The following is a 19,174-nucleotide window of genomic DNA, read 5'->3' as shown; positions in this document are numbered from 1 at the left end:
TATCAGTCAGCCGCAGCCGGTTGTCCAGACCGCCTCGGGGCGGACCCCCTCGGTCCGTGGCGGGGCACCGATGAGTTCCGGGGCGCCCGGGAGTCCGTACTCGTGAACAGGAACCTGACCACCCGGAGGCATCATGTCCAGCGCCGAGAACGCCCTGCCGCCCGTCGTCGACCGCGCCACCTGGGAGAAGGAGCTGGCGACGCTGCGGGTGCGGGAGAAGGCCGCCACCCGTGAGCTCGACGCCATCGCCGCGCAGCGCCGTCGGCTGCCGATGGTCGAGATGCCGGACTACGTGCTGGAGGGCGCCGAGGGACCGGTGCGGCTCGTCGAGCTCTTCGGGGAGCATCCGCAGCTCATCGTGTACAGCCACATGTGGCACGAGGGAGCGGAGTGGCAGTGCGGCGGGTGCACCGGCTTCACCTCGCAGTTCACCCGGCTCCTGGGGCTGGAGAAGTTCGACGCCCGGTTCGTGATCGTCACCCAGGGTCCGATCGACGAGGCGCTCGCGTACAGGCACAAGGTGGGCAACACGATGGACTGGTACTCGACGGCGCGCAGCCCCTTCGGCGGCGACGTCGGCGCCCCGCCGGACGCCGGGTTCGCGGTCAACGTGTTCCTGCGCGACGGCGACACGGTGTACCGGACCTGGCACACGGACGGCCGCGGCACCGAGCAGCTCAGCCATCTGTTCGGGCTCGTCGATCTGTTGCCGTACGGGCGGCAGGAGGAGTGGCAGGACTCGCCCGCGGGGTGGCCCAAGTCCCCCACGTACAGCAAGTGGGCGACGCCGCAGGAGATCGCGGCGGCCTACGGTGAGACCGACGGCTGAGCCCGCCGCAGGGTACGGATCGCCGGGGTCGCGAACAGGGCCGCGCAGCCCGCCAGGCAGGCACCCGCGGACACCAGGAGCAGCCGCTCCGGGGAGGCCAGCGCGGTGGCCGGGCCCGCGAGGATCTGGCCGAGCGCGATCCCGGACACGGAGCCGGCCAGTTCGTAGGCGGAGACCCGGTTGAGGACCTCGGGCGGGGTGTGGGTCTGGACGCTGGTCGCCCACATCACCGACCAGAACGCCAGGGCGCCACCGCCGAGCGCATGGCCCGCGAGGAGCGGCGGCAGCCCGGTGGCCAGGGCCGCGCTGAGCGGCAGCAGGGTGTACAGGGTCAGGGCCAGCGTGCCCGCGGCGAGCGGTCTGGCCGGGCTCAGGCGCAGGGCCAGCAGGCCGCCGAGGACGGTACCGACGCCGAGGAAGGACACGGCCAGGCCGTAGGCGTTGGGGCCGAGCCGGTCGCCGATCAGCGCCGAACTCAGCGGTACCAGCGGCCCGAACAGCAGGACGCCGAAGACGACCCAGACCAGGATCACGGACCACATCCAGGTGCGGGCGCGGAACTCCCGCCAGCCCTGGCGCAGATCGCGCCGCAGTGAGCTGCCGGTGCGGGCCGCCGGTCCGGTGCTCGTCGGGGCGAGGCGGAGGCAGGCCAGGCACAGGGCGCTCAGCAGGAAGGTGCCCGCGTCGATCGTGTACACGGTCCCGGCACTGCTCACCGCGATGAGCAGGCCCGCGAGGGCCGGGCCGAGCAGATGGGCGAGCGCGTCGGCCACCTTGAGCGTGGCGTTGGCCCGCTGCGGTTCGCGGGCGACCAGCGGGACCATGCCGTTCACACCCGGCAGGAACATCGCGACGGCCGCGCCGGCCACCGCGGCCATGGTCACCAGGAGCCAGAACGGCGGCGCGCCGGTGAAGAACGCGACGGCCAGCACCCCTTGCGTGAGCACCCGGACGAGGTCCGCGCCGACCATCATCCGGCGCGCCCCGAACCGGTCGGCGAACACCCCGCCGAACAGGACCAGGAGCACGAACGTCCCGGTCCACACGCCGAGGACGAGCCCGGCCCCGGTGATCCCGTACAGCGCGCCGACCGCGAGCGCGGCGGCCACCGGCATCATCGCGTCGCCGAACAGCGAGACCGCGCGGGCGGCGAAGTAGAGCGTGAAGCGCCGGTCCCACAACGGGGGCCGGGCGACGGGCGGTTCGGTCCTGGCGGTGGGCGTCTCTGTCTGCTCGCTGGTCACGGGACCGATATTGGACTGGACCATTCGGCAATCCCAGTGTCCCGGACGACATGAACAGGTACTTTCGCGCCATGACGCCGTCCCCGTACGCCGAATCCCCCGCGCCGCACCGCGTGGTGGCCCTCGCGCGGCCGCCGCAGGCGACCTTCGTGCTGGCCTGCGCGAGCGAGGTCTTCGGCGACCACGGTCCCGCGGTCCCCGCCCGGTACGCGTTCGAGGTCTGCACGGAGCGTCCCGGCCCGGTCCGCACCGAGGCCGGGTACGACCTGCTCGTCACGGCCGGTCTTGACGCGCTGGAGCGTGCGGACACCGTGCTGGTCCCCGGCTGGCAGCGGTCGCCCGGCGCCGAGGTCCCGGAGGCGGTGGTCGCCGCGGTCCGCCGGGCCCACGAGCGCGGGGCGCGGATCGTCGGCCTCTGCTCGGGCGCCTTCGTGCTCGCCGCCGCCGGGCTCCTCGACGGGCGGCGGGCCGCCACGCACTGGGCCAGGGCCGCCGAACTGGCGGCCCGGTTCCCGCGGGTCCGGGTCGACCCCGCCGTGCTCTACGTCGACCACGGCGACGTCGCCACCAGCGCCGGCGGGGCGGCGGCGGTGGACCTCTGTCTGCATCTGGTCAGCCACGACCAGGGCGCCGCGTACGCGCTGCGGATCGCCCGGCAGCTGGTGATGCCGCCGCACCGCGAGGGCTGCCAGCTGCAGTACGCCGAACTGCCCGCCTCCGGGCCGGTCGCCGACTCGCTCGCCCCGCTCCTGGAGTGGCTGTCCGGGCGCCTCGACCAGCCGGTCACCGTCGCCGAGATGGCGGTCCGCGCGCAGGTCTCCGCCCGTACGCTGACCCGGCGGTTCACCGAGCAGCTGGGGATCAGCCCCGGCCGCTGGCTCCTGGACCGTCGGATCGCCGCCACCCGGGCCCTGTTGGAGGAGACGGACCTCCCCGTGGAGACCATCGCGCGCCGGGTCGGACTCTCCTCGGCCGTCAACCTGCGCCGCCGCTTCCACGAGGCCCTGCGCACCACGCCCGCCGCGTACCGCCGCGCTTTCCGGACGCGGAGGGCCGGCCAGGAGGACACGGCCGCACGGACATCGGCGACCACCACGGTCCCGGGAGCCCCGGCACGGCGGTCGATGAGTGCCACCTCATGAAGGAGAGGCGGACGGGCCGTGTTCCGGCAGCGGGGTAGCGGGGTAGCAAGGTGGATCAGTACCAGGCCGCTCCCCGCGCGACCTCGTACGGCGACCGCCCGGCGCGCGCCGCGGCCAGGACGCCCTCGACCGGTGGGGCGGGCGGGCTCCAGTTCGTCGCCGACCAGCCGTCGCCCGTGTCGACGATCTTCCGGTCCTGTCCGGCGTCGACGTGCACGAACGCGCCGGTGACCACGGCGAGCGCGACGTCGTCCATCACCTCCAGGAGACCGGCGGAGCCGTCGTCGCAGGCGTCGCAGCCGCAGTCCGGGACCTGTTCGAGCCGCACCGCGGGGTCGCCCGCACCCATCATCACGACGGTCCGGGGCACGTCGTCGACGGCCGCGAACCCGAAGACCAGCACCGCCGCGTCCGGCCGCACGGGGCGCACCAGGACGGCGCTGTCGAGCGGGGTCTCGGGCCTGTGCCGCCAGATCTCCGTCGGGTGCTCCACCGTCTCCGCCGCCGCGAGCCCGAGCCCGGTGAGCGCCCGCGCCCAGGCGTCGGCCCGGGCGGCGAGGATGCGGTACTTCCCCGGGTCCAGGCAGCGCGAGTACTCCTCGTCGCGCACCTCGACGCCGTCGTGCGGATCGGCCCAGGGCGGGGTGTCCGCGCCCGTCACGGCGAACGCCTCGTCGACGGCCCTGAGCAGTGTTGCGTGATCCATACCGAAGACCCTACGGCCGCGACGGCCCGATCCCTCGGAGTCAGTCCCCGTAAGGGCTTCCGCCGAGCCAGGTCGTGCCGTCGATCAGTTCGCGCACGGCATCCAAGTGCCCGCTGTGGCAGGCGACTTCGGTGAGTACGTGGATCAGGACGTGCCGCACGTCGGGCAGCCGCCAGTCCGGCCACAGCTCCGTGGGCCACGCGGCGAGTTCCTGGTCCGGGGCAGCGCCGGCGAGTACCGCGTCCGATCGCGAGACGGCAGCGCGGTAGTCGGCGAAGACCTCCTCGACCTTCATCCCCTCGGGGACGTACCAGTGCGCCTCCGCGCCCGCCACGAACCGTGCGGTCACCTCCGGGTCGCCCGCGACCACCCCGGCGAACCAGAAGCGTTCGACATCCAGGGTGAGGTGGCGCAGCAGGGCCAGGCAGCTCCAGCCGCTGGGCAGCACGGGGCGTCGCAGGTCCTCCTCCGAGAGTCCTTCGAGGATTCCGAGGACGTGCCCGCGCTGGCCGTCCAGGGCGCCCTTGAGGGCGTCGAGTTCGGCGCTCACCGGGCGGCCCGCAGCTCAAAGGGGCGTGCCGGCGTGCTCGACATCCGCGTCTGCCACCTGTCACGTCCGCTCACCGCTTCCGCGCTCCGGCCGATATGCCGGAACCACACCACCACGACAGCGCCTGTCGTACTCGTCATCCGCACGCCTCCGTCCACCGAGCAGAACGTGAGCCTGACTCCGGCCCTGACGCTACACCGGGGGTACGACAACGCCCGGCCGCGCACGTGCGGGCTCCCCATCGGCGGAGTCACCATCCCGGCCACGGTCTCGTCGTACTGCCGAGACCTCGCGCCGAAGCGAGAGCGAGCGATGCCTACCGGCGCATGACCGAGCGACCTTTGCCGATGCGAGACCCGACGACCGTTCCGGAGACACTCATGCCGACTTCACAGACACCCGCGCCGACCTCCGCGACCACCACGGCGGCGACGGACCACACCGCAATCCTCACCCGCTTCCACGACGCCGCGAACACCGGTGACCCGGCCGCCGTCGCCGAGGCCATGGACGCGTACTTCGCGCCGGACCTCGACTTCCACACCCCGATACCGATGGACGTGACGGGAATCGAGGCGTTGAAGCGTGTCTGGGAGATCCTCCTGCGCGCCTTTCCCGATCTTCGCGTCACCGTCGAGGAGACGATCGCGCAGGCGGACAAGGTCGTCGTCAGGAACACCGTCACCGGGACCCACCTGGGCGAGTACCGCGGCAGGCCGGCCACCGGGAAGAGCGTCTCCTACCGGGAGATCTTCATCTTCCGGTTCGCGGGCGGGCGGGTCGTCGAGATCCAGGGCGTCGTCGATGTGCTCTCCCAGCTGCGCCAGCTCGGCATGGTGCCGTCCTGACGGGGCCGGCACGGCGACCGAAGCTGGACAAGTATCGCCGGAGTGGGATGCCGGGCGATCAACACAGGTCTAGATTAAGCGCGTTGCCGATCACGTGAAGACCTTGAGGAGACCCAGGCATGTCAGACGCGTCGCTGTCCCACGACGAAACCCACGTCCGCACAGCCCGGCTCCGCACCGATGTGTCGCACTCGGCCCGCATCTGGAACTACTGGCTCGGCGGCAAGGACAACTACCCCGTCGACGAGGAGGTCGGTGAGCAGATCCTCGGGTTCGTGCCGGCGCTCCCCCGCTCCGCCGTGGCGGACCGTCAGTTCCTGGCGCGGGCCGTCAAGTTCCTCGTCGGGCAGGCCGGGATCCGGCAGTTCCTGGACGTCGGCACCGGGCTGCCCACGGTCGACAACACCCACGAGGTCGCCCAGCGCTCCGACCCGAGCTGCCGCATCGTGTACGTGGACAACGACCCGATCGTGCTCCGGCACGCGCACGCGCTGCTCACCAGCACCGCCGAGGGCGCCACGGACTACATCGAGGCCGACGTGCACGACCCCGGCGCCATCCTGCAACGGGCCGCCGCGACCCTGGACTTCACGCGCCCGATCGCCCTGACGATGCTCGGCGTCGTCAACTTCATCATGGACACCGAGCAGGCCCGGAGCATCGTCCGCACGCTCCTGGACGCCCTGCCCTCCGGCAGCCACCTGGTGATCTCCCACCCCACCACCGAGGTGGACGGCGAGGCGATGGCGGAGGCGGTGCGCTACTGGAACAGCCAGGGCTCGGCCCCCATGACCCTGCGCACCCGGGCGGAACTCCTCACGCTCTTCGACGGCACCGACCTGCTCGAACCGGGCCTCGTCTCCTGCTCCCGCTGGCGCCCGGACACCGCCGACGAGGCCGGGATCGTGGACGTGACCCATTTCTGCGGAGTGGCCAAGAAGGCGTGACGACAAAGCCGTTCGTCCGGTACGTGGACGGGGGACCGTCTCCGGGCGGGGCCGATGAGGGAGAACCGTGGCCATGTCCAGCTTCGAGATCACACCGATCGGTACGGTCCGCAACGACCGGACGGACGTCCAGGACACCGACAACTGGGGTGCCGTGCGCAGCACGATCACCGTCGACGAGCGGTTCGGTGACGCCTGCCTCCAGGGCCTCGATGGCTTCTCCCACGTGGAGGTCCTCTTCGTCTTCGACCGGTTCCCGGAGAGCGACGACCACCGCGAGCCCCGCCCCTACCGCGGTCGCTCCGGCCTCCCGCCCGTCGGGGTGTTCGCCGGCCGCGGCCCCCGCAGACCGAACCGCATCGGGGTGACGTGCTGCGCGATCGAGTCGGTCCGCGGCCGCGAACTCACCGTGGTGGGCCTCGACGCGGTATCCGGCACCCCGGTCATCGACCTGAAGCCGACGATGAAGGAGTTCCGCGTCGTCGACGTCAGCCAGCCGGAATGGGTCAGCGACCTGATGGCGGAGTACTTCAAGCCGTAGGCGCTGCCACTACCGGACGTCCAGCCGCTCCAGCACCCGCCGCATCGCCTCCCGCACGGCCACGCGCGCGGTGTCGCTGTGGTCGAGCCCCTCGAAGGCGTGGTGACCGTCGGGTACGTCGATCACCTCGACCGGTACGCCGCCGGTCTCGGCCGCGGCGACGAACTCGGCCACGGTCGCGGCGACCGCGGACGTCTCCAGGCCCGCCCGGACGAGGACGAACGGCAGCGTGCCGCCGCGCGCCACCACCTCCGCGGGCCGGAACCGGGGGTCGTTCACGCCCCAGCCCGGCAGCGGCGCCATGATCGGGTAGCAGGCGGCCAGGCAGCGCAGCCACGGCGGCGGCTCGCTCAGCCACGGAGCCGTCATCGGCCCGCTGCCGGAGAAGAACCACAGGGCGATCCGGTCCGCGTCGACCCGTGGGTCGGCGCGCACCTCGGCCACCGCGGCGGCCAGGTCCTCCGCGGCCGTCGGATAGGCGCTCACGTCGTGCAGCCGGTGGTCGAGCGTCACCCCGACCACTCCGTGGTCCGCGGCGAGACGGGCGTAGCCGACGAAGGTCGACCAGTCGCGCGGTGTCGGCTCCACGCCGGCCGGCACGGGCCCGCCGTGCACGAACACGATCGCGGGACGCGGCGTCGACTCCGCGCCTTCGGGAACGTACAGATCGACGGTGCCGTGCCGTTCGCGGGGGATCTCCGGTACGTCGATGAGGAAGGGCCGCAGATATCCGGGCGTCGCCGGCTCCTCCTGCGCGGGGGCGGCGAGGCTGACCCCGTCGCCCGCGGCGGCCGCGAGCAGGGCGCCGGCGAGCTCGTCGGGGCAGGACAGCATCGGCCAGTGCCCGGTGGGCAGTTCGAAGAACGTGACGTCGGGCCTGGCCAGGGCCTGGAGCGCCGGGTCGCCGAAGCTCAGCAGCATGCGGACGGCGGCGATGGTCGCGCCGCTCTCCGCGCAGAGCACTCCGGTGGTCGGGATCGGCTCGGCCGCCCCGGTCAGGCGCAGCGGTAGCAGCAGGGTGCCGAGCGGCTGGGGCACGGCGGCCTCGGTCAGCCGGTCGAGGGCCTCGTCGGTGAGGCCCGCGGTGCTCCCCCAGCGCCGCCACTCGTCGCGGGCGGGCGGCGCCAGCTCTCCCGCCGTCTCCCCGGCCGCGGCGAGGCGTTCGCGCAGCTCCTGGTCGGGGACGGCGGCCAGGGGCGGCATGCCGTCCCCGACCAGCGGCGCGTCGACGTAGACGATCCGCGCGATCCGCCCCGCGCGCCGGTCGGCCGCGCCCACCGCCGCGAACACTCCGTAGTCGTGCCCGACGAGCACGACATCGGGCTCGTCCTCGGCCGCGCCGATGGCGTCGATCGTCTCGACGACCCGTGCGATGAGGGCCTCCAGATCGACGCCGGGCCCCTCCCCGCCGTCCGCCGCGGGCAGGCCCACCACATGTGTCTTCGCCCCCTCGGCCGCCAGCTTTCCGGCCGTCTCCCGCCACACCTGCGGGCCGGTGAACAACCCCGGAACCAGAACGAACTCCGTCATGACCCACACTCCTCGGGACTCCGTCGTCCGCGGCAGGACCGTCCGCCCGCCGCGTCGGCCGGTAGGTTAGGAACTCCCCCTGAGGGAGGTTCAAGTGCCGCTGCCGTCCGAGCCCGTTTCCGCGTCCGTCTCCGGGGCCGATGGCCTGTGGAGCATCGGCGAGCTCGCCGAGCACGCGGGCACCACCGTCAAGACCGTCCGCTTCTACTCCGACAGCGGTCTGCTGCCGGAGCGCTCGCGCAGCGCGGGCGGACACCGCCGCTACGCCCCCGACGCGCTGGAGCGGCTGGCGTTCATCCGTTCCCTGCGCGGCCTCGGCCTGCCCGTCCCGGAGGTGCGCCGCATCGTCGACGAACAGGCGGGCGCGCAAGGGGTTTTGGAGGACGCCGTCGCGGGACAGTTGCGCACGCTCGGCTCGCGGCTCAGCGCGCTGCGCTGGCAGGAGGCGGCGCTGCGGCTGGTCCACGAGTCCTCCCCGCGGGAGCGCGCGGACCGGCTGCGGCTCGTGGGCGCGCTGGGTACGCCGCCGAGCACGGACCCGCTGGCCCGGTTCTGGCGGGCCTGGCTGCCGCCGCGGATGCCGGCGAAGGCGCGGGCCGCCTTCCTGGCGGCCACCGTCCCGGAGCCGCCCGACGCCCCGTCGCCGGCCCAGGTGCTCGCCTTCGCGCGGCTGTGCGCCCTGGTGTCACGGCCCTGCCCGAGCCCGCCCGGCGCCCCCACCCAGCCGGCCGCGCACCGGGCGGCGGGCGCGCGGGAATCCGCGCTGCTGTACGCGGGCCTCGCGGAGGCCTACGACCTGGCGGCCCGCACGATGCGCGCGGGCGCGGGCCCCGCGCCGGGCGACGCCCTCGACTGCTTCGTGGCGACGTACGCGAGCGTGCTCCGGTGCCGGGACACCCCGGGGTTCCGCCACGAGCTGGCCCGGCAGCTCGCGGTCGACCCACGGCTCGACGGCTACTGGGCCCTGGTGTCGGAGCTGGTCACCCCTGAGGGCGCCCGTCCGGAGCCGACGCCGGGCACCGCGCACGACTGGTTGCTGGCCGCGCTGGACACGCAACTCGCGGCCTGAGCGCGCGGGACGGCTACCGCGCCGCCTCCGTCATGAACTCCGCGACCAGCTCGGCCGGGTTGGCCCGCGCGGTCAGCTCGAACATGGCGTCGGGCTCGAACATGTCGTAGAGGATCACCGGCACCGGTCGCCCCAGGACGGCGGTGATCCGGCCGCTCTCGTGCAGCCGCCGGGCCGCCGCGACGCACACGTCGTGGAACCACTCGGCCAGCCGCTCATCGAGGTCGTCCACCTCGCCCTCCCCGTCCGCGTCCTCGTACCACAGGCCCAGCGACTCGATCTCCGCGCGGCACAGTGCGTCGCCGCCCCGGTCGCGCCCGACGGAGGCCACGCCTTCGAGTCCGGTGCGGGGGAAGAACGCGTAACTCCAGCGTGCCTCCCAGGCGTCCGGCGTCCGCCGGACCGACTCCGCGGCGTCCGCCTCGGTCGTGTAGCCGACCGCCACGTACGGACGGCGCGGGTCCTGCTCGACGCTGTCGGCCCGGAACGTCACCGCGTAGATCGCGGCGTCCGCCGGAAACCCCGCGACGACCTCGTCCACAACCCGCGTCACATGCTCCTGAAAACTCGACATCAGTGCCCCCGGAACGCCTCTTCGAGCCACCACGACCCGTGCTCCCTGACCACCTTGGCGTCGACGAGCAGTGGTGTGCTCCGCGGTCCTTCGACCCAGTCCCGTACGGCCTTCAGGTCGGCCGGGGTGCGCACGGTCACCGCCTCGAAGCCGTAGCCGCGGGCCACGGCGGCGATGTCGGTGGGCGGGAACTCGACCGTGCCGAGCGGGAATCCGTCCGGGCCGAAGTGGTGCACCTCCGCGCCGTACGCGTCGTCGTTGTAGACGACGACCACCATGGGCAGGCCGAGGCGGCGCACCGTGTCGAGTTCGACGGCGCTCATCAGCGCGCCGCCGTCGCCGAGTGCGGCCACCGGGAGCCGGTCCGGGCGGGCCAGGGCCGCGCCGATGGTGGTGGCGAGGCCGAGGCCGATGGACTGGAAGGCCTGCGTGAAGCACAGGCCCTGCTCGTCGGGGACGGACAGGTACATCGTCGGGTGGCCCATGAAGTTGCCCGAGTCGATGCCGATGACGCGTTCGGCGGGGAGGATCTCGTCGAGGGCGATGCTGAGCGTGCGCGGGTCGATGCGGTCCCGGGTGCCCTCGTCCTCGTACGGGATGTCGCGCCAGCGCAGGCGTGCGGCGAGCGCCTCGGCGGTGTCGGGGGTGCGGTAGCCCGTCGCGTGGCCGTCCCCGAGCGTGGTGAGTGTCCTGGTCGCGGTCAGCAGGACGTCGCCGGTGACGCCGAGGTGGACGGGGCGCTGCCCGCCGAGCGCCGCGGGGTCGTCGTCGACCTGGGCGAGGGTGGTGTCCGGGCCGATGAGCCGGCCGTGCCGTGTCGTCCACATGGTCAGCGAGCAGCCCCAGGCCACGATCGCGTCGGCACCCTCGATCAGCTCGGCGGCGAGCGGGGAGGCGAAACCGCCGGAGACGTCGAGCGACCATGTGTTGCCGTGGAACAGGCCGCGGGCCACGGCCGAGGTCGCGAGCAGCGCGCCGCAGCGTTCGGCGAGCGCCTCCAGCGCCGCGCGGCAGCCCGGTCCGCGCGCGCCGCGTCCCGCGATGAACACCGGCCGCTCGGCCCGCGCGAGGAGATCGGCGAGGGCCGTGATGTCGGCGTCGACGGGTTCGGCGGCGGGGCGCGGGGACGGCGGCGCGACGGCGGCGAGGGCCCGGTCCGGGTCGGGTACGTCCTGGGTCTGTACGTCGAGCGGGAGGTTGAGCACGACGGTGCACCGCTCGTGGACGGCCCGTCGCACGGCGTCGCGGGTCTGCGCGGCGGCCTCCTCGGCGGACGTCACACGGGCGGTGCGGGCGCCGACCGCCTGCGCCAACGCCCCTTGGTCGACATGGAAGTTGGAGTTCGGCTGTGTGGCCTCGGCCGCGACGACGACGAGCGGTGTCCCGCTCTTGGCGGCCTCGCCGATCCCGGTGAGGGCGTTGGTGAGCCCGCACCCCTGGTGCACGCTGACCGCGGCCACGGCGCCGCCGACCCGGGCGTACGCGTCGGCCATGGTGGCGGCGCCGCCCTCGTGGCGGGTGGCGACGAACCTCGCTCCGGCCGCCACCATCGCGTTGGTGACGTGGAAGTTCCCGGAACCCACCACGCCGAAGACCTGCCCGACGCCCGCGGCGACGAGGGCGCGCCCGACCACTTCGGCGACCTTCATGACGGCTGCCCCGTCCGCTCGACGAGGGCGAGGACGCGGGCCGGTGCCCCGGATCCGGAGACGATCGGCAGCGGCCCCGCGACCACCACGGCTCCGGTCGGCGGGAGTTCGGCCAGGTTCTGCAGCTGCGTCAGGCCGTACTTGCCGCTGCCCATGAGGTACGAGTGGCAGGGGAACGCCGGGTCGAACCCGTGCGCCGCGCCCGCGTCGGTGCCGACCGTCTCCACGCCGAGCCCGAGCACCGGTGCCTCCTCGGCCACCCAGCGGGCGCACTCGACGGAGAGCCCCGGTGTGTGCGGCCCGCTCTCGTCGGCGTTCAGGAACGGCTCCTGCGCGTACGACCTGCTGCTCCAGCCCGTCCGCACGAGCAGCCAGCCACCGTCGGGCAGGGCGCCGTACCGGTGCTGCCAGGCCTGGATGTGCTCCACCTCGACGAGGAAGTCGGGATCCTTGGCGACCTCGTCGGTGACGTCGAGCACGGCGGCGGGCGCCACGAGCTGTCGGGCCGGGACCGAGGCGATGTCGCCGAGGTCCTGGCCGGTCACCCAGTGGTTGGGCGCGTCGAAGTGGGTGCCGGTGTGCTCGCCGGACCGGAAGTTGTTCCAGTACCAGCCGGGCCCCCGGTCGTCGTACCGGCTGATCTCCTCCAGCTCGAACACGGCGGTCTGCCCGAACTGGGGCGGCAGCTGCAGCACGGGGGTGGTGGACGACAACGGCGCGGTGAGGTCGACGACTTCGATCGCGCCACCCCGCAACCCGGCCACCAGGGCGGCCAGTACGGACGGTGACGAGGACTGCGACGCTGCTGCGGCTGCTGCCGTTGACTCAGACATGCCTGCATCCTGAAGGCAGTTGCGGGGGTGCACAAGCGTCGGGGTTCCGGCGGCGGCGGTCGGCGGGAGCAGCGCGTCTCACCGGTCCGGGCGCGGCAGCTCGGCCCGGCGCACCGGGCCGGCGGCGAGGGCGACGACCACGCCCAGGGAGGCGAAGGCGCCGCAGCCGACGAACACCGGTGTCGCGCCCACGGCGCCGATGGCCGCGCCCACGATCGGGTAGCTCAGCGGCGCGATGCCGACCATGGTGAGCATGAGGACGGACGTGGTCCGGCCCAGGTGGGCGGGGTCCGTCGCGGTCAGGACGAGGGCGTTGTCGAGGCTGCCGAAGACGCCCGCGCACACCCCGATGACGGCTGCTGTCGCCACGGCGTACGGCAGGGTCGGCACCAGCGCGATGCCGGCGGCGCCCAGGCAGCCGCCGAACAGGGTCCCGGTCAGCACGAGGCCGGCCCGCGGCACCCAGCCCGCCTTGGCGAGCAGCGCGGCGCTGATCGCCGCCCCGGCGCCGAAGGCGCTGACGATCGTGCCGTAGCCCGAAGGGCCCCAGCCGCGTTCGTCGCCCAGCAGCACCAGGCCGACGTTGAGTGTGCCGGTCAGCCCGAACTCGCTGATGGCCAGGGCGATGACGAGCGGCAGGACGAGGCGGTTGCCGCGGATGTGACGCAGGCCGTCGAGCAGGTCCTGCCGTGCCGTACGCGACACCGGCCGGTCCGTGTCGCGCGTGTCGAGGGGGCGCAGCCGCAGGGTGAGCAGCAGCGGCAGCGACAGCGCGAAGAGCAGCCCGGCGATCGCGAACGCGGTACCGGCGCCGCCGTGTCCCATGGCCAGGCCGCCGACCGGCGGACCCGCGATCTGGCTCAGGCGCATCGAGAGGGCGCGCATGCCGGTCACCCGGGCCAGCTGGTCGAGGTCCGTGAGCCGGGACGGGAGGGCGCCGACCGCGGGCACGAACAGTGCGTCGACGGCGCCGAACAGCAGGGCCACGGTCACCAGGAGCCACAGCGCCGGGGTGGTGAGCGCGACGCCGGCGGCCACCGCGAGGACGATCACGCAGCGCACCCCGTCGGCGGTGACGACGATGCGCCGCGGGCCGAACCGGTCGGCCACCACTCCGCCGCCCAGCATGAGCAGGGCCCTGGGCACCGCGCCCGCGGCCATGACCAGGCCGACCTCGCCGGGTGCCGCGACCTTTTGCGCGGACCAGGCGAGGGCGACGAAGTAGACGCTGTCGCCGACCAGCGACGCGGTGTGGGCGACGAGCCAGCGCAGCACGTTCCCGTCGCGGTGAGCGGGGCGGGCGGGCTGTGCCGTGGTGGGTGCCGAGGCGCGCGCCTCCGTGGTGTCCATGGCGGGCTCCCGAGGTCAGGGCCGGAACGGGAACCCGTACAGGTGCACCGACACGTGCTCGCGCCCCGCGGTGTCACCGGCCGCCTTCGCGCTCTTGCCGCGCTCGCGCCAGCGCCGGGCCACCGCCTCCAACTCGTCGCTCATCTCGGCGAGTTCGTCGGGGCGCAGGTCGAGCAGCCACTCGGAGCTGAACGCGGCGTCGGTCCACCGCCGGTCCCACGCGGCCCGTTGGTCGAGGTACGTGCGGTAGTGGTCGGCCCGTGTCTCGAAGATGCCGCGGGTGACCGAGCCGACGGCGGCGACGCCCTCGGGCGTATCGGCGAAGTCCGAGTCGCGAAAGCCCCAGCCTTCTTCGGAGTCCACCCGCCACCAGCGCTCCCGGCCGTCCGCGCGCTGCGGTTCGGCCTCGGCCACGAAGCCGAGCTCCGCGAGCTTGCGCAGGTGGTAACTGACCAGCGACGGCACCTGATCGACCTGTTCGGCCAGCTGCGAGGCGGTCGCCGTCCCGGCCGCGTACAGCAGCCGGTAGAGCCGCACCCGCAAGGGGTTCGTGAATGCCTTGAGGCGGGACAGGTCGGTGATCCGTTCGGGTTCGTCCTTGGGCCGCATGCCCGCACGCTAGAAGTGAAAATATAGTTTCGCAAGAGAATTTTCAGATCTGCCGGTCACGGCCTGATGGCCTGGCACGCCGACGGCGGGGCTCGGCGCCCCGCCGTCGGCCTCCTGCGACCGGGCCTCAGTCGCCGTCGACGATCTGGTACAGGTAGATGAGGTGGCTGTCGTCGTCCGGCATCGCGTTCACGTCGTCGGAGGAGGCGTCGATCCGGAAGTAGAACTGCGGCGCCTTGGGCCCGCCGAGCTGTCCCTTGTCCTGCATCAGCGCGAGCTGGTCGAGGAACTTGTCGGGCTTCGGCGTCCTGGTGCCCAGGTCGCTCGCCAGCTTGCCGCCCACGACCACCTTGAGGTGGTGGGAGTCGACGAACACGTTCGACGCGGCGCCGGTCGCGCTGGACGGCACGAAGTTCGGCCCGGTGTCGCCGCACTCGTAGTGGCCGAGGACCAGGCCCATCACCGGATACGGGCTCTCGCCGCCCCAGTTGACGGACTCGACCGACCCGTAGGGGCCCTGCCCGCCGTGGTCGCAGACCGAGCCGGACGGCGGGACCTGCCGGTCCGCGTAGTCCCAGTCGTCCCCGCCGCCCTTGCCGTCGGCGGACGCGGCCGGAACGGTCGTTCCCGTCTTGGCCGGGGCCGGCTTCGAGGACGTGCCGCTGGACGGCGACGCCTGAGCGGAAGGACTCGACGACACGCTCGCGGACGGGCTCGCCGACTCGCCGGCCTTGCCGTCCCCGTCGCCCGACCCGCAGGCGGTGACGGTCAGGGCCGCCGCGACGGCCGCTCCCAGTGCGTACAGCTTCATGCTCTTGCGCATCACACGCATGGTCGGATCCCCCGATGTTCCGCGCACGCGATGATGCGCCGGTCAGCTGCTCGAATCGGGGGAAGTGTGCCCGCGGAGCCGATCCCTCCATACCGCCCGTACGGGATCGTTACGGATCACGGACAATGACCCGGACCTGCGACAACTCGGGTGCGCACCGCGTGTCAGAGCACTCCCCTGCCCGCCAGGCTGCGCATCAGCCGCCGCAGCCCGTACTCCCACGGCGGCGCCGCCTCGCTGGTGGTGACGGTGTTGAGCAGGGATCCCAGGCGCGGGCTGGAGACGCGGACCGTGTCGCCCTCGTGGTGGGTGAATCCCTCGCCGGGGGCGTCCCTGTCCTGTGTCGGCGCGAACAGTGTTCCGGTGAACAGCACGAAGCCGTCGGGGTGTTGGTGGTGGTCGCCGTGTACGGACGCGACCAGGTCCCGTACATCGCGGCTGATGCGTCGCATGGTGCTGCTGCCGCGCAGGACGAAGCCGTCCGTGCCCGTCACTTCGAGGTCGATGTCCAAGGTACGTACGTCGTCGAGGCCGAAGCCGTCGTCGAACAGGCGCAGGAACGGGCCGAGGGCGCATGAGGCGTTGTTGTCCTTGGCGCGGGGCAGCAGGAGCGCGCTGCGGCCCTCCACGTCCCGGAGGTTGACGTCGTTGCCGAGCAGCGCGCCCCGGATCCGGCCCCGGGAGTCGACCGCGAGGACGGCCTCCGGTTCCGGGTTGTTCCAGACGGACGCGGCGAGGATCCCGATCCGGGCGCCGGTGCCGACCGCCGACAGGACCGGTGCCTTGGTGAACACTTCCGGGTCGGGGCCGATGCCCACCTCCAGGTACTGCGACCACAGCCCGTCGGCCAGCAGGATCTCCTTGGCCTTCGCCGCTTCCGGGGAGCCGGGGCGCACCGCCGTCACCGCGCCCACGGAGGCGGCGAGGCGGTCACGGGTGCGGGCGGCGAGGGCCGGATCACCGCCGGTGCGTTCCTCGATGACCCGTTCCATGAGGCTCTCCGCGAATGTGACACCCGCGGCCTTGATCACCTGGAGGTCGACGGGGGCGAGCAGGTGCGGCAGGTCGCGACGCCCGGCCACGGTCGCCGCGAGGAGTGCGTCGAGCGACCAGCCGCGGCCGCCCTCCGCGTGCCGGACGAGGTGCTGCGCGTCGTCGCGTTCCAGGAGGTCGGCGACCGTGGGCGCGTACGCGGTGAGGTCGACGACGTGTCCGTCGCGTACGGCCGCCACACAGGGTCCGTCCCACTCGGGTTCGTGGACGCGGGCGACGAGGAGTGCGTCCCGCGCGTCGTCGGGCAGCACGGACTCGGCGGTGATCGTCATGCGGGCTCCTGGGGCGCGTCGGCTCTTCCGTGGTTGCGTCCGTCAGTGCGAGTCGCGGGGCACCGCGTGGCCGCGGCAACCGCGCAGGAAGTCGAAGTCGGCGCCCCGGTCCGCTCCTTCGACGTGCTGCGTGTACAACCACGCGTAGCCACTGGTGTGGTGTGGCACAGGTGGCTGCCAGGCCGCACGGCGGCGCTCCAACTCCGCGTCCTCCACGTTCAGTCGGAGTACGCGCTTCGGGACGTCCAGGGTGATCGTGTCTCCGTCCCGGACGAGTGCCAGAGGGCCGCCGACCGCCGCCTCGGGGGCGACGTGCAGGACGACCGTGCCGTATCCGGTGCCGCTCATCCGGCCGTCGCACACCCGCACCATGTCGGTGACGCCGGCCTTCAGCAGCTTCGCCGGGAGGGGCACGTTGGAGACCTCGGGCATGCCGGGGTAGCCCTTGGGGCCCGCGCCGCGGATGACGAGGACCGTGTGCTCGTCGACGTCGAGGTCCGGGTCGTCGCACACCGCGTGGTACGCCTCCGGGGTGTCGAAGACGCGGGCGGTGCCGGTGTGGGTGAGCAGGTGCGGGGACGCCGCGGACTGCTTGATGACGGCGCCGTCCGGGCAGAGGTTGCCGCGCAGCACGGCGGTGCCGCTGCCGGCCGGCTGGAACGGGGCGTCGACCGGGGTGATGACCTCGTCGCCGACGCGCTCGGCGTCCGCGACGTTCTCGGCGATGCCGTGCCCGGTGACGGTGAGCTGCTCGCCGTGGAGGAGTCCGGCGCGGACCAGTTCGCGGTGGACGGCGGGGAGTCCGCCCGCGTAGCAGAAGTCCTCCATGAGGTACTTCCCGGACGGCATCAGGTTCAGCAACGTCGGTACGTCGCGCGCGAGTTGATCGAAGTCCTCGGCGTCGAGCGGGACGCCGACCCGGCCCGCGAGGGCGGTGAGGTGGATGATCGCGTTGGTGGAGCCGCCGATCGCGGCGTTGGTGCGGATCGCGTTCTCGAACGCCTGCCGGGTGAGGATCCGCGAGGGCCGCAGCTCCTCCTCCACCATCTCGACGATGCGGCGGCCGGCCCGCTGTCCGGTCTCGAAGCGGCGCATGTCGACGGCCGGCCAGGTCGCGGAGCCCGGCAGCTGCATGCCGAGGGTCTCGGCCATGCAGGCCATGGTGGAGGCGGTGCCCATCGTCATGCAGTGGCCGTTGGAGCGCGCCATGCAGCCCTCGGCGAAGAAGCACTCCTCCTCGGTCATCCGGCCCGCCTTGACCTCGGCCTCCATCTGCCACACCGCCGTGCCCGAACCGACGTCCCGGCCCTGGAACTTGCCGTTGAGCATGGGACCGCCGGTGACCATCACGGCGGGCAGATCGACACTGGCGGCGCCCATGAGCATGGCCGGGGTCGTCTTGTCGCAGCCGGAGAGCAGCACCACGCCGTCGAGCGGGTTGGCGCGGATCAGCTCCTCGACCTCCATCGCCATGAGGTTGCGGTACAGCATGGCGGTGGGCCGCATCAGCGTCTCGCCCGTCGCCATCGTGGGGAACTCCAGCGGGAAGCCCCCGGCCTGCCACACCCCGCGCTTCACGGCTTCGGCGACGCGCGGCAAGTGGGCGTTGCACGGGGCGAGTTCGGATGCGGAGACGGCGATGCCGATCACCGGACGGCCGTCGAAGACCTCGGGTCCGAAGCCCTGGTTGCGCATCCACGAGCGGTACACCATTCCGCCGCGGCCTGCCGCGCCGAACCACGCCTGGCTGCGTCGACCTTCGGACATGCGGATCACTCCTCCACGTAGAGGTAGGGGCGTACGATGCCGGGCAATCATTGAATGATTCGATGAAACCGTCCAGGGGGTGCGCACGAGATCGTGGTGGAGATCGTGGAGAAGAGACGTGCCGGACGCCGCACGGGCCATCAGCGGCTCATCGACGACCTCGGCCGCCGGATCGTGTCGGGTGCCTTCCCGGCCGGTGTCCCGCTGCCCGTGGAGGATCTGCTCGCGGCCGAACTCGGGGTGAGCCGTGGTGCGTTGCGCGAGGCGGTGAAGGCGCTCGCCGCGAAGGGCATGCTCGTCATCCGTCCGCGGACCGGGACCCGGGTGCTGCCGTCGGACGAGTGGAACCACCTGGACCGGGATCTGCTGGCCTGGCAGCAGGAGAGCGATCCTCGGCAACTGCTGCGCGAGACGGGCGAGTTGCGGCGGATCGTGGAGCCGGAGGCCGCACGCCTCGCGGCGAAGCACCGCGGGAACGGCCACCTCCCCGCGCTGAATGCCGCGTTGGCCGCGATGGAGGAGGCGGAGGCGCGCGGTGACCGGGCGGCGTACGTGGAGGCGGACACCGTGTTCCACCGCACCCTGCTGGCCGCCGGCGGCAATCGCCTGCTCGGTTCGCTCGGCCGTGCGATCGACGTGGCGCTGCGGCACCACTTCGCGATCAGTACGCAGACGCCGGGCGCCGCCACCTCGTCCCTGCCCGGGCACCGGGCGGTTCTGGACGCGGTGACGGCGGGCCGCGGGGCGGACGCGGCGGCCGCCGTCACCCGGCTGATCACCGCCGCCGAACAGGAACTCGCCGCGTCCCCCGGGTTCCCCGCTCCCTGAC

General features: G+C 73.0%; 19 protein-coding genes. 7 read left to right on the top strand and 12 right to left on the bottom strand.

Annotated features, from left to right (window positions below):
- Nucleotides 1-133: 133 nt before the first annotated feature.
- Nucleotides 134-829, top strand: a complete 696-nt coding sequence (locus B072_RS0134955; protein ID WP_018534635.1) for a DUF899 family protein — start codon at nt 134-136, stop codon at nt 827-829.
- Here the strand turns inward: B072_RS0134955 and B072_RS0134950 are convergent.
- Nucleotides 808-2,073, bottom strand: coding sequence for an MFS transporter (locus B072_RS0134950; protein WP_234018986.1), 1,266 nt, complete (start codon nt 2,071-2,073; stop codon nt 808-810). The genes B072_RS0134955 and B072_RS0134950 overlap by 22 nt on opposite strands.
- Nucleotides 2,074-2,144: 71 nt before the next feature.
- Here B072_RS0134950 and B072_RS0134945 point away from each other — a divergent pair, with 71 nt between their 5' ends.
- A complete protein-coding gene (locus B072_RS0134945; protein ID WP_018534633.1) occupies nt 2,145-3,215 on the top strand; it encodes a GlxA family transcriptional regulator in 1,071 nt (356 codons plus the stop codon).
- A 55-nt stretch (nt 3,216-3,270) separates the two neighbouring features.
- On the opposite strand, the gene B072_RS44810 is transcribed toward B072_RS0134945, so the two are convergent.
- On the bottom strand, nt 3,271-3,921 hold the full coding sequence (locus tag B072_RS44810; RefSeq protein ID WP_018534632.1) for a DUF6226 family protein: 651 nt from the start codon (nt 3,919-3,921) through the stop codon (nt 3,271-3,273).
- A 40-nt stretch (nt 3,922-3,961) separates the two neighbouring features.
- Nucleotides 3,962-4,471 carry a DinB family protein gene (locus tag B072_RS0134935; RefSeq protein ID WP_018534631.1) on the bottom strand — a complete coding sequence of 170 codons (510 nt, stop codon included), beginning with the start codon at nt 4,469-4,471 and terminating at the stop codon, nt 3,962-3,964.
- A 380-nt stretch (nt 4,472-4,851) separates the two neighbouring features.
- Between B072_RS0134935 and B072_RS0134925 the strand changes: the two genes are divergently transcribed.
- From B072_RS0134925 to B072_RS0134915, 3 genes are all read left to right on the top strand, one after another.
- Nucleotides 4,852-5,319, top strand: coding sequence for an ester cyclase (locus B072_RS0134925; protein ID WP_018534629.1), 468 nt, complete (start codon nt 4,852-4,854; stop codon nt 5,317-5,319).
- A 119-nt stretch (nt 5,320-5,438) separates the two neighbouring features.
- A complete protein-coding gene (locus B072_RS0134920; protein WP_018534628.1) occupies nt 5,439-6,266 on the top strand; it encodes an SAM-dependent methyltransferase in 828 nt (275 codons plus the stop codon).
- Between the two features lie 73 nt (nt 6,267-6,339).
- A complete protein-coding gene (locus tag B072_RS0134915; RefSeq protein WP_018534627.1) occupies nt 6,340-6,807 on the top strand; it encodes an SAM-dependent methyltransferase in 468 nt (155 codons plus the stop codon).
- Between the two features lie 9 nt (nt 6,808-6,816).
- Here B072_RS0134915 and B072_RS0134910 read toward each other — a convergent pair whose 3' ends face one another.
- Nucleotides 6,817-8,337, bottom strand: a complete 1,521-nt coding sequence (locus tag B072_RS0134910; RefSeq protein ID WP_018534626.1) for an alpha/beta hydrolase — start codon at nt 8,335-8,337, stop codon at nt 6,817-6,819.
- 94 nt (nt 8,338-8,431) lie between these two features.
- Here B072_RS0134910 and B072_RS0134905 point away from each other — a divergent pair, with 94 nt between their 5' ends.
- Nucleotides 8,432-9,406, top strand: coding sequence for a MerR family transcriptional regulator (locus B072_RS0134905; RefSeq protein WP_018534625.1), 975 nt, complete (start codon nt 8,432-8,434; stop codon nt 9,404-9,406).
- Nucleotides 9,407-9,419: 13 nt separating this feature from the next.
- On the opposite strand, the gene B072_RS0134900 is transcribed toward B072_RS0134905, so the two are convergent.
- From B072_RS0134900 to B072_RS0134865, 8 genes are all read right to left on the bottom strand, one after another.
- On the bottom strand, nt 9,420-9,959 hold the full coding sequence (locus tag B072_RS0134900) for a hypothetical protein (RefSeq protein ID WP_234018985.1): 540 nt from the start codon (nt 9,957-9,959) through the stop codon (nt 9,420-9,422).
- A gap of 20 nt (nt 9,960-9,979) precedes the next feature.
- Nucleotides 9,980-11,629, bottom strand: a complete 1,650-nt coding sequence (locus B072_RS0134895; RefSeq protein WP_018534623.1) for a thiamine pyrophosphate-binding protein — start codon at nt 11,627-11,629, stop codon at nt 9,980-9,982.
- On the bottom strand, nt 11,626-12,462 hold the full coding sequence (locus B072_RS0134890) for a cyclase family protein (RefSeq protein WP_051127352.1): 837 nt from the start codon (nt 12,460-12,462) through the stop codon (nt 11,626-11,628). Before B072_RS0134890 ends, B072_RS0134895 begins: the two co-directional genes overlap by 4 nt.
- A gap of 78 nt (nt 12,463-12,540) precedes the next feature.
- Nucleotides 12,541-13,812 carry an MFS transporter gene (locus B072_RS0134885; RefSeq protein WP_018534621.1) on the bottom strand — a complete coding sequence of 424 codons (1,272 nt, stop codon included), beginning with the start codon at nt 13,810-13,812 and terminating at the stop codon, nt 12,541-12,543.
- 15 nt (nt 13,813-13,827) lie between these two features.
- A complete protein-coding gene (locus B072_RS0134880) occupies nt 13,828-14,421 on the bottom strand; it encodes an ArsR/SmtB family transcription factor (RefSeq protein ID WP_018534620.1) in 594 nt (197 codons plus the stop codon).
- Between the two features lie 127 nt (nt 14,422-14,548).
- Nucleotides 14,549-15,244: a hypothetical protein gene (locus B072_RS0134875; protein ID WP_199791123.1), complete on the bottom strand. Its 696-nt coding sequence runs from the start codon at nt 15,242-15,244 to the stop codon at nt 14,549-14,551.
- A 173-nt stretch (nt 15,245-15,417) separates the two neighbouring features.
- Entirely contained in the window at nt 15,418-16,578 is a 1,161-nt protein-coding gene (locus B072_RS0134870; protein WP_018534618.1) for a fumarylacetoacetate hydrolase family protein, read from the bottom strand.
- 42 nt (nt 16,579-16,620) lie between these two features.
- A complete protein-coding gene (locus B072_RS0134865; protein WP_018534617.1) occupies nt 16,621-18,345 on the bottom strand; it encodes an IlvD/Edd family dehydratase in 1,725 nt (574 codons plus the stop codon).
- A gap of 105 nt (nt 18,346-18,450) precedes the next feature.
- On the opposite strand from B072_RS0134865, the gene B072_RS0134860 reads away from it, so the two are divergent.
- Nucleotides 18,451-19,173: a FadR/GntR family transcriptional regulator gene (locus tag B072_RS0134860; protein ID WP_234018984.1), complete on the top strand. Its 723-nt coding sequence runs from the start codon at nt 18,451-18,453 to the stop codon at nt 19,171-19,173.
- Nucleotide 19,174: the final 1 nt, after the last annotated feature.

Source organism: Streptomyces sp. HmicA12, from assembly GCF_000373565.1.
In the GTDB taxonomy this organism is placed as follows: domain Bacteria; phylum Actinomycetota; class Actinomycetes; order Streptomycetales; family Streptomycetaceae; genus Streptomyces.
Note: the sequence above shows the minus strand (reverse complement) of the source record. Positions and strands in the feature narration are given on the sequence as shown.

Bases quoted from the DNA above. Each gene is read 5' to 3' on its own strand.
- B072_RS0134955 (WP_018534635.1), top strand. From the start codon at position 134: ATGTCCAGCGCCGAGAACGCCCTGCCGCCCGTCGTCGACCGCGCCACC.
- B072_RS0134945 (WP_018534633.1), top strand. From the start codon at position 2,145: ATGACGCCGTCCCCGTACGCCGAATCCCCCGCGCCGCACCGCGTGGTG.
- B072_RS44810 (WP_018534632.1), bottom strand. From the start codon at position 3,921: ATGGATCACGCAACACTGCTCAGGGCCGTCGACGAGGCGTTCGCCGTG.
- B072_RS0134925 (WP_018534629.1), top strand. From the start codon at position 4,852: ATGCCGACTTCACAGACACCCGCGCCGACCTCCGCGACCACCACGGCG.
- B072_RS0134920 (WP_018534628.1), top strand. From the start codon at position 5,439: ATGTCAGACGCGTCGCTGTCCCACGACGAAACCCACGTCCGCACAGCC.
- B072_RS0134915 (WP_018534627.1), top strand. From the start codon at position 6,340: ATGTCCAGCTTCGAGATCACACCGATCGGTACGGTCCGCAACGACCGG.
- B072_RS0134910 (WP_018534626.1), bottom strand. From the start codon at position 8,337: ATGACGGAGTTCGTTCTGGTTCCGGGGTTGTTCACCGGCCCGCAGGTG.
- B072_RS0134895 (WP_018534623.1), bottom strand. From the start codon at position 11,629: ATGAAGGTCGCCGAAGTGGTCGGGCGCGCCCTCGTCGCCGCGGGCGTC.
- B072_RS0134890 (WP_051127352.1), bottom strand. From the start codon at position 12,462: ATGTCTGAGTCAACGGCAGCAGCCGCAGCAGCGTCGCAGTCCTCGTCA.
- B072_RS0134885 (WP_018534621.1), bottom strand. From the start codon at position 13,812: ATGGACACCACGGAGGCGCGCGCCTCGGCACCCACCACGGCACAGCCC.
- B072_RS0134880 (WP_018534620.1), bottom strand. From the start codon at position 14,421: ATGCGGCCCAAGGACGAACCCGAACGGATCACCGACCTGTCCCGCCTC.
- B072_RS0134875 (WP_199791123.1), bottom strand. From the start codon at position 15,244: ATGCGCAAGAGCATGAAGCTGTACGCACTGGGAGCGGCCGTCGCGGCG.
- B072_RS0134870 (WP_018534618.1), bottom strand. From the start codon at position 16,578: ATGACGATCACCGCCGAGTCCGTGCTGCCCGACGACGCGCGGGACGCA.
- B072_RS0134865 (WP_018534617.1), bottom strand. From the start codon at position 18,345: ATGTCCGAAGGTCGACGCAGCCAGGCGTGGTTCGGCGCGGCAGGCCGC.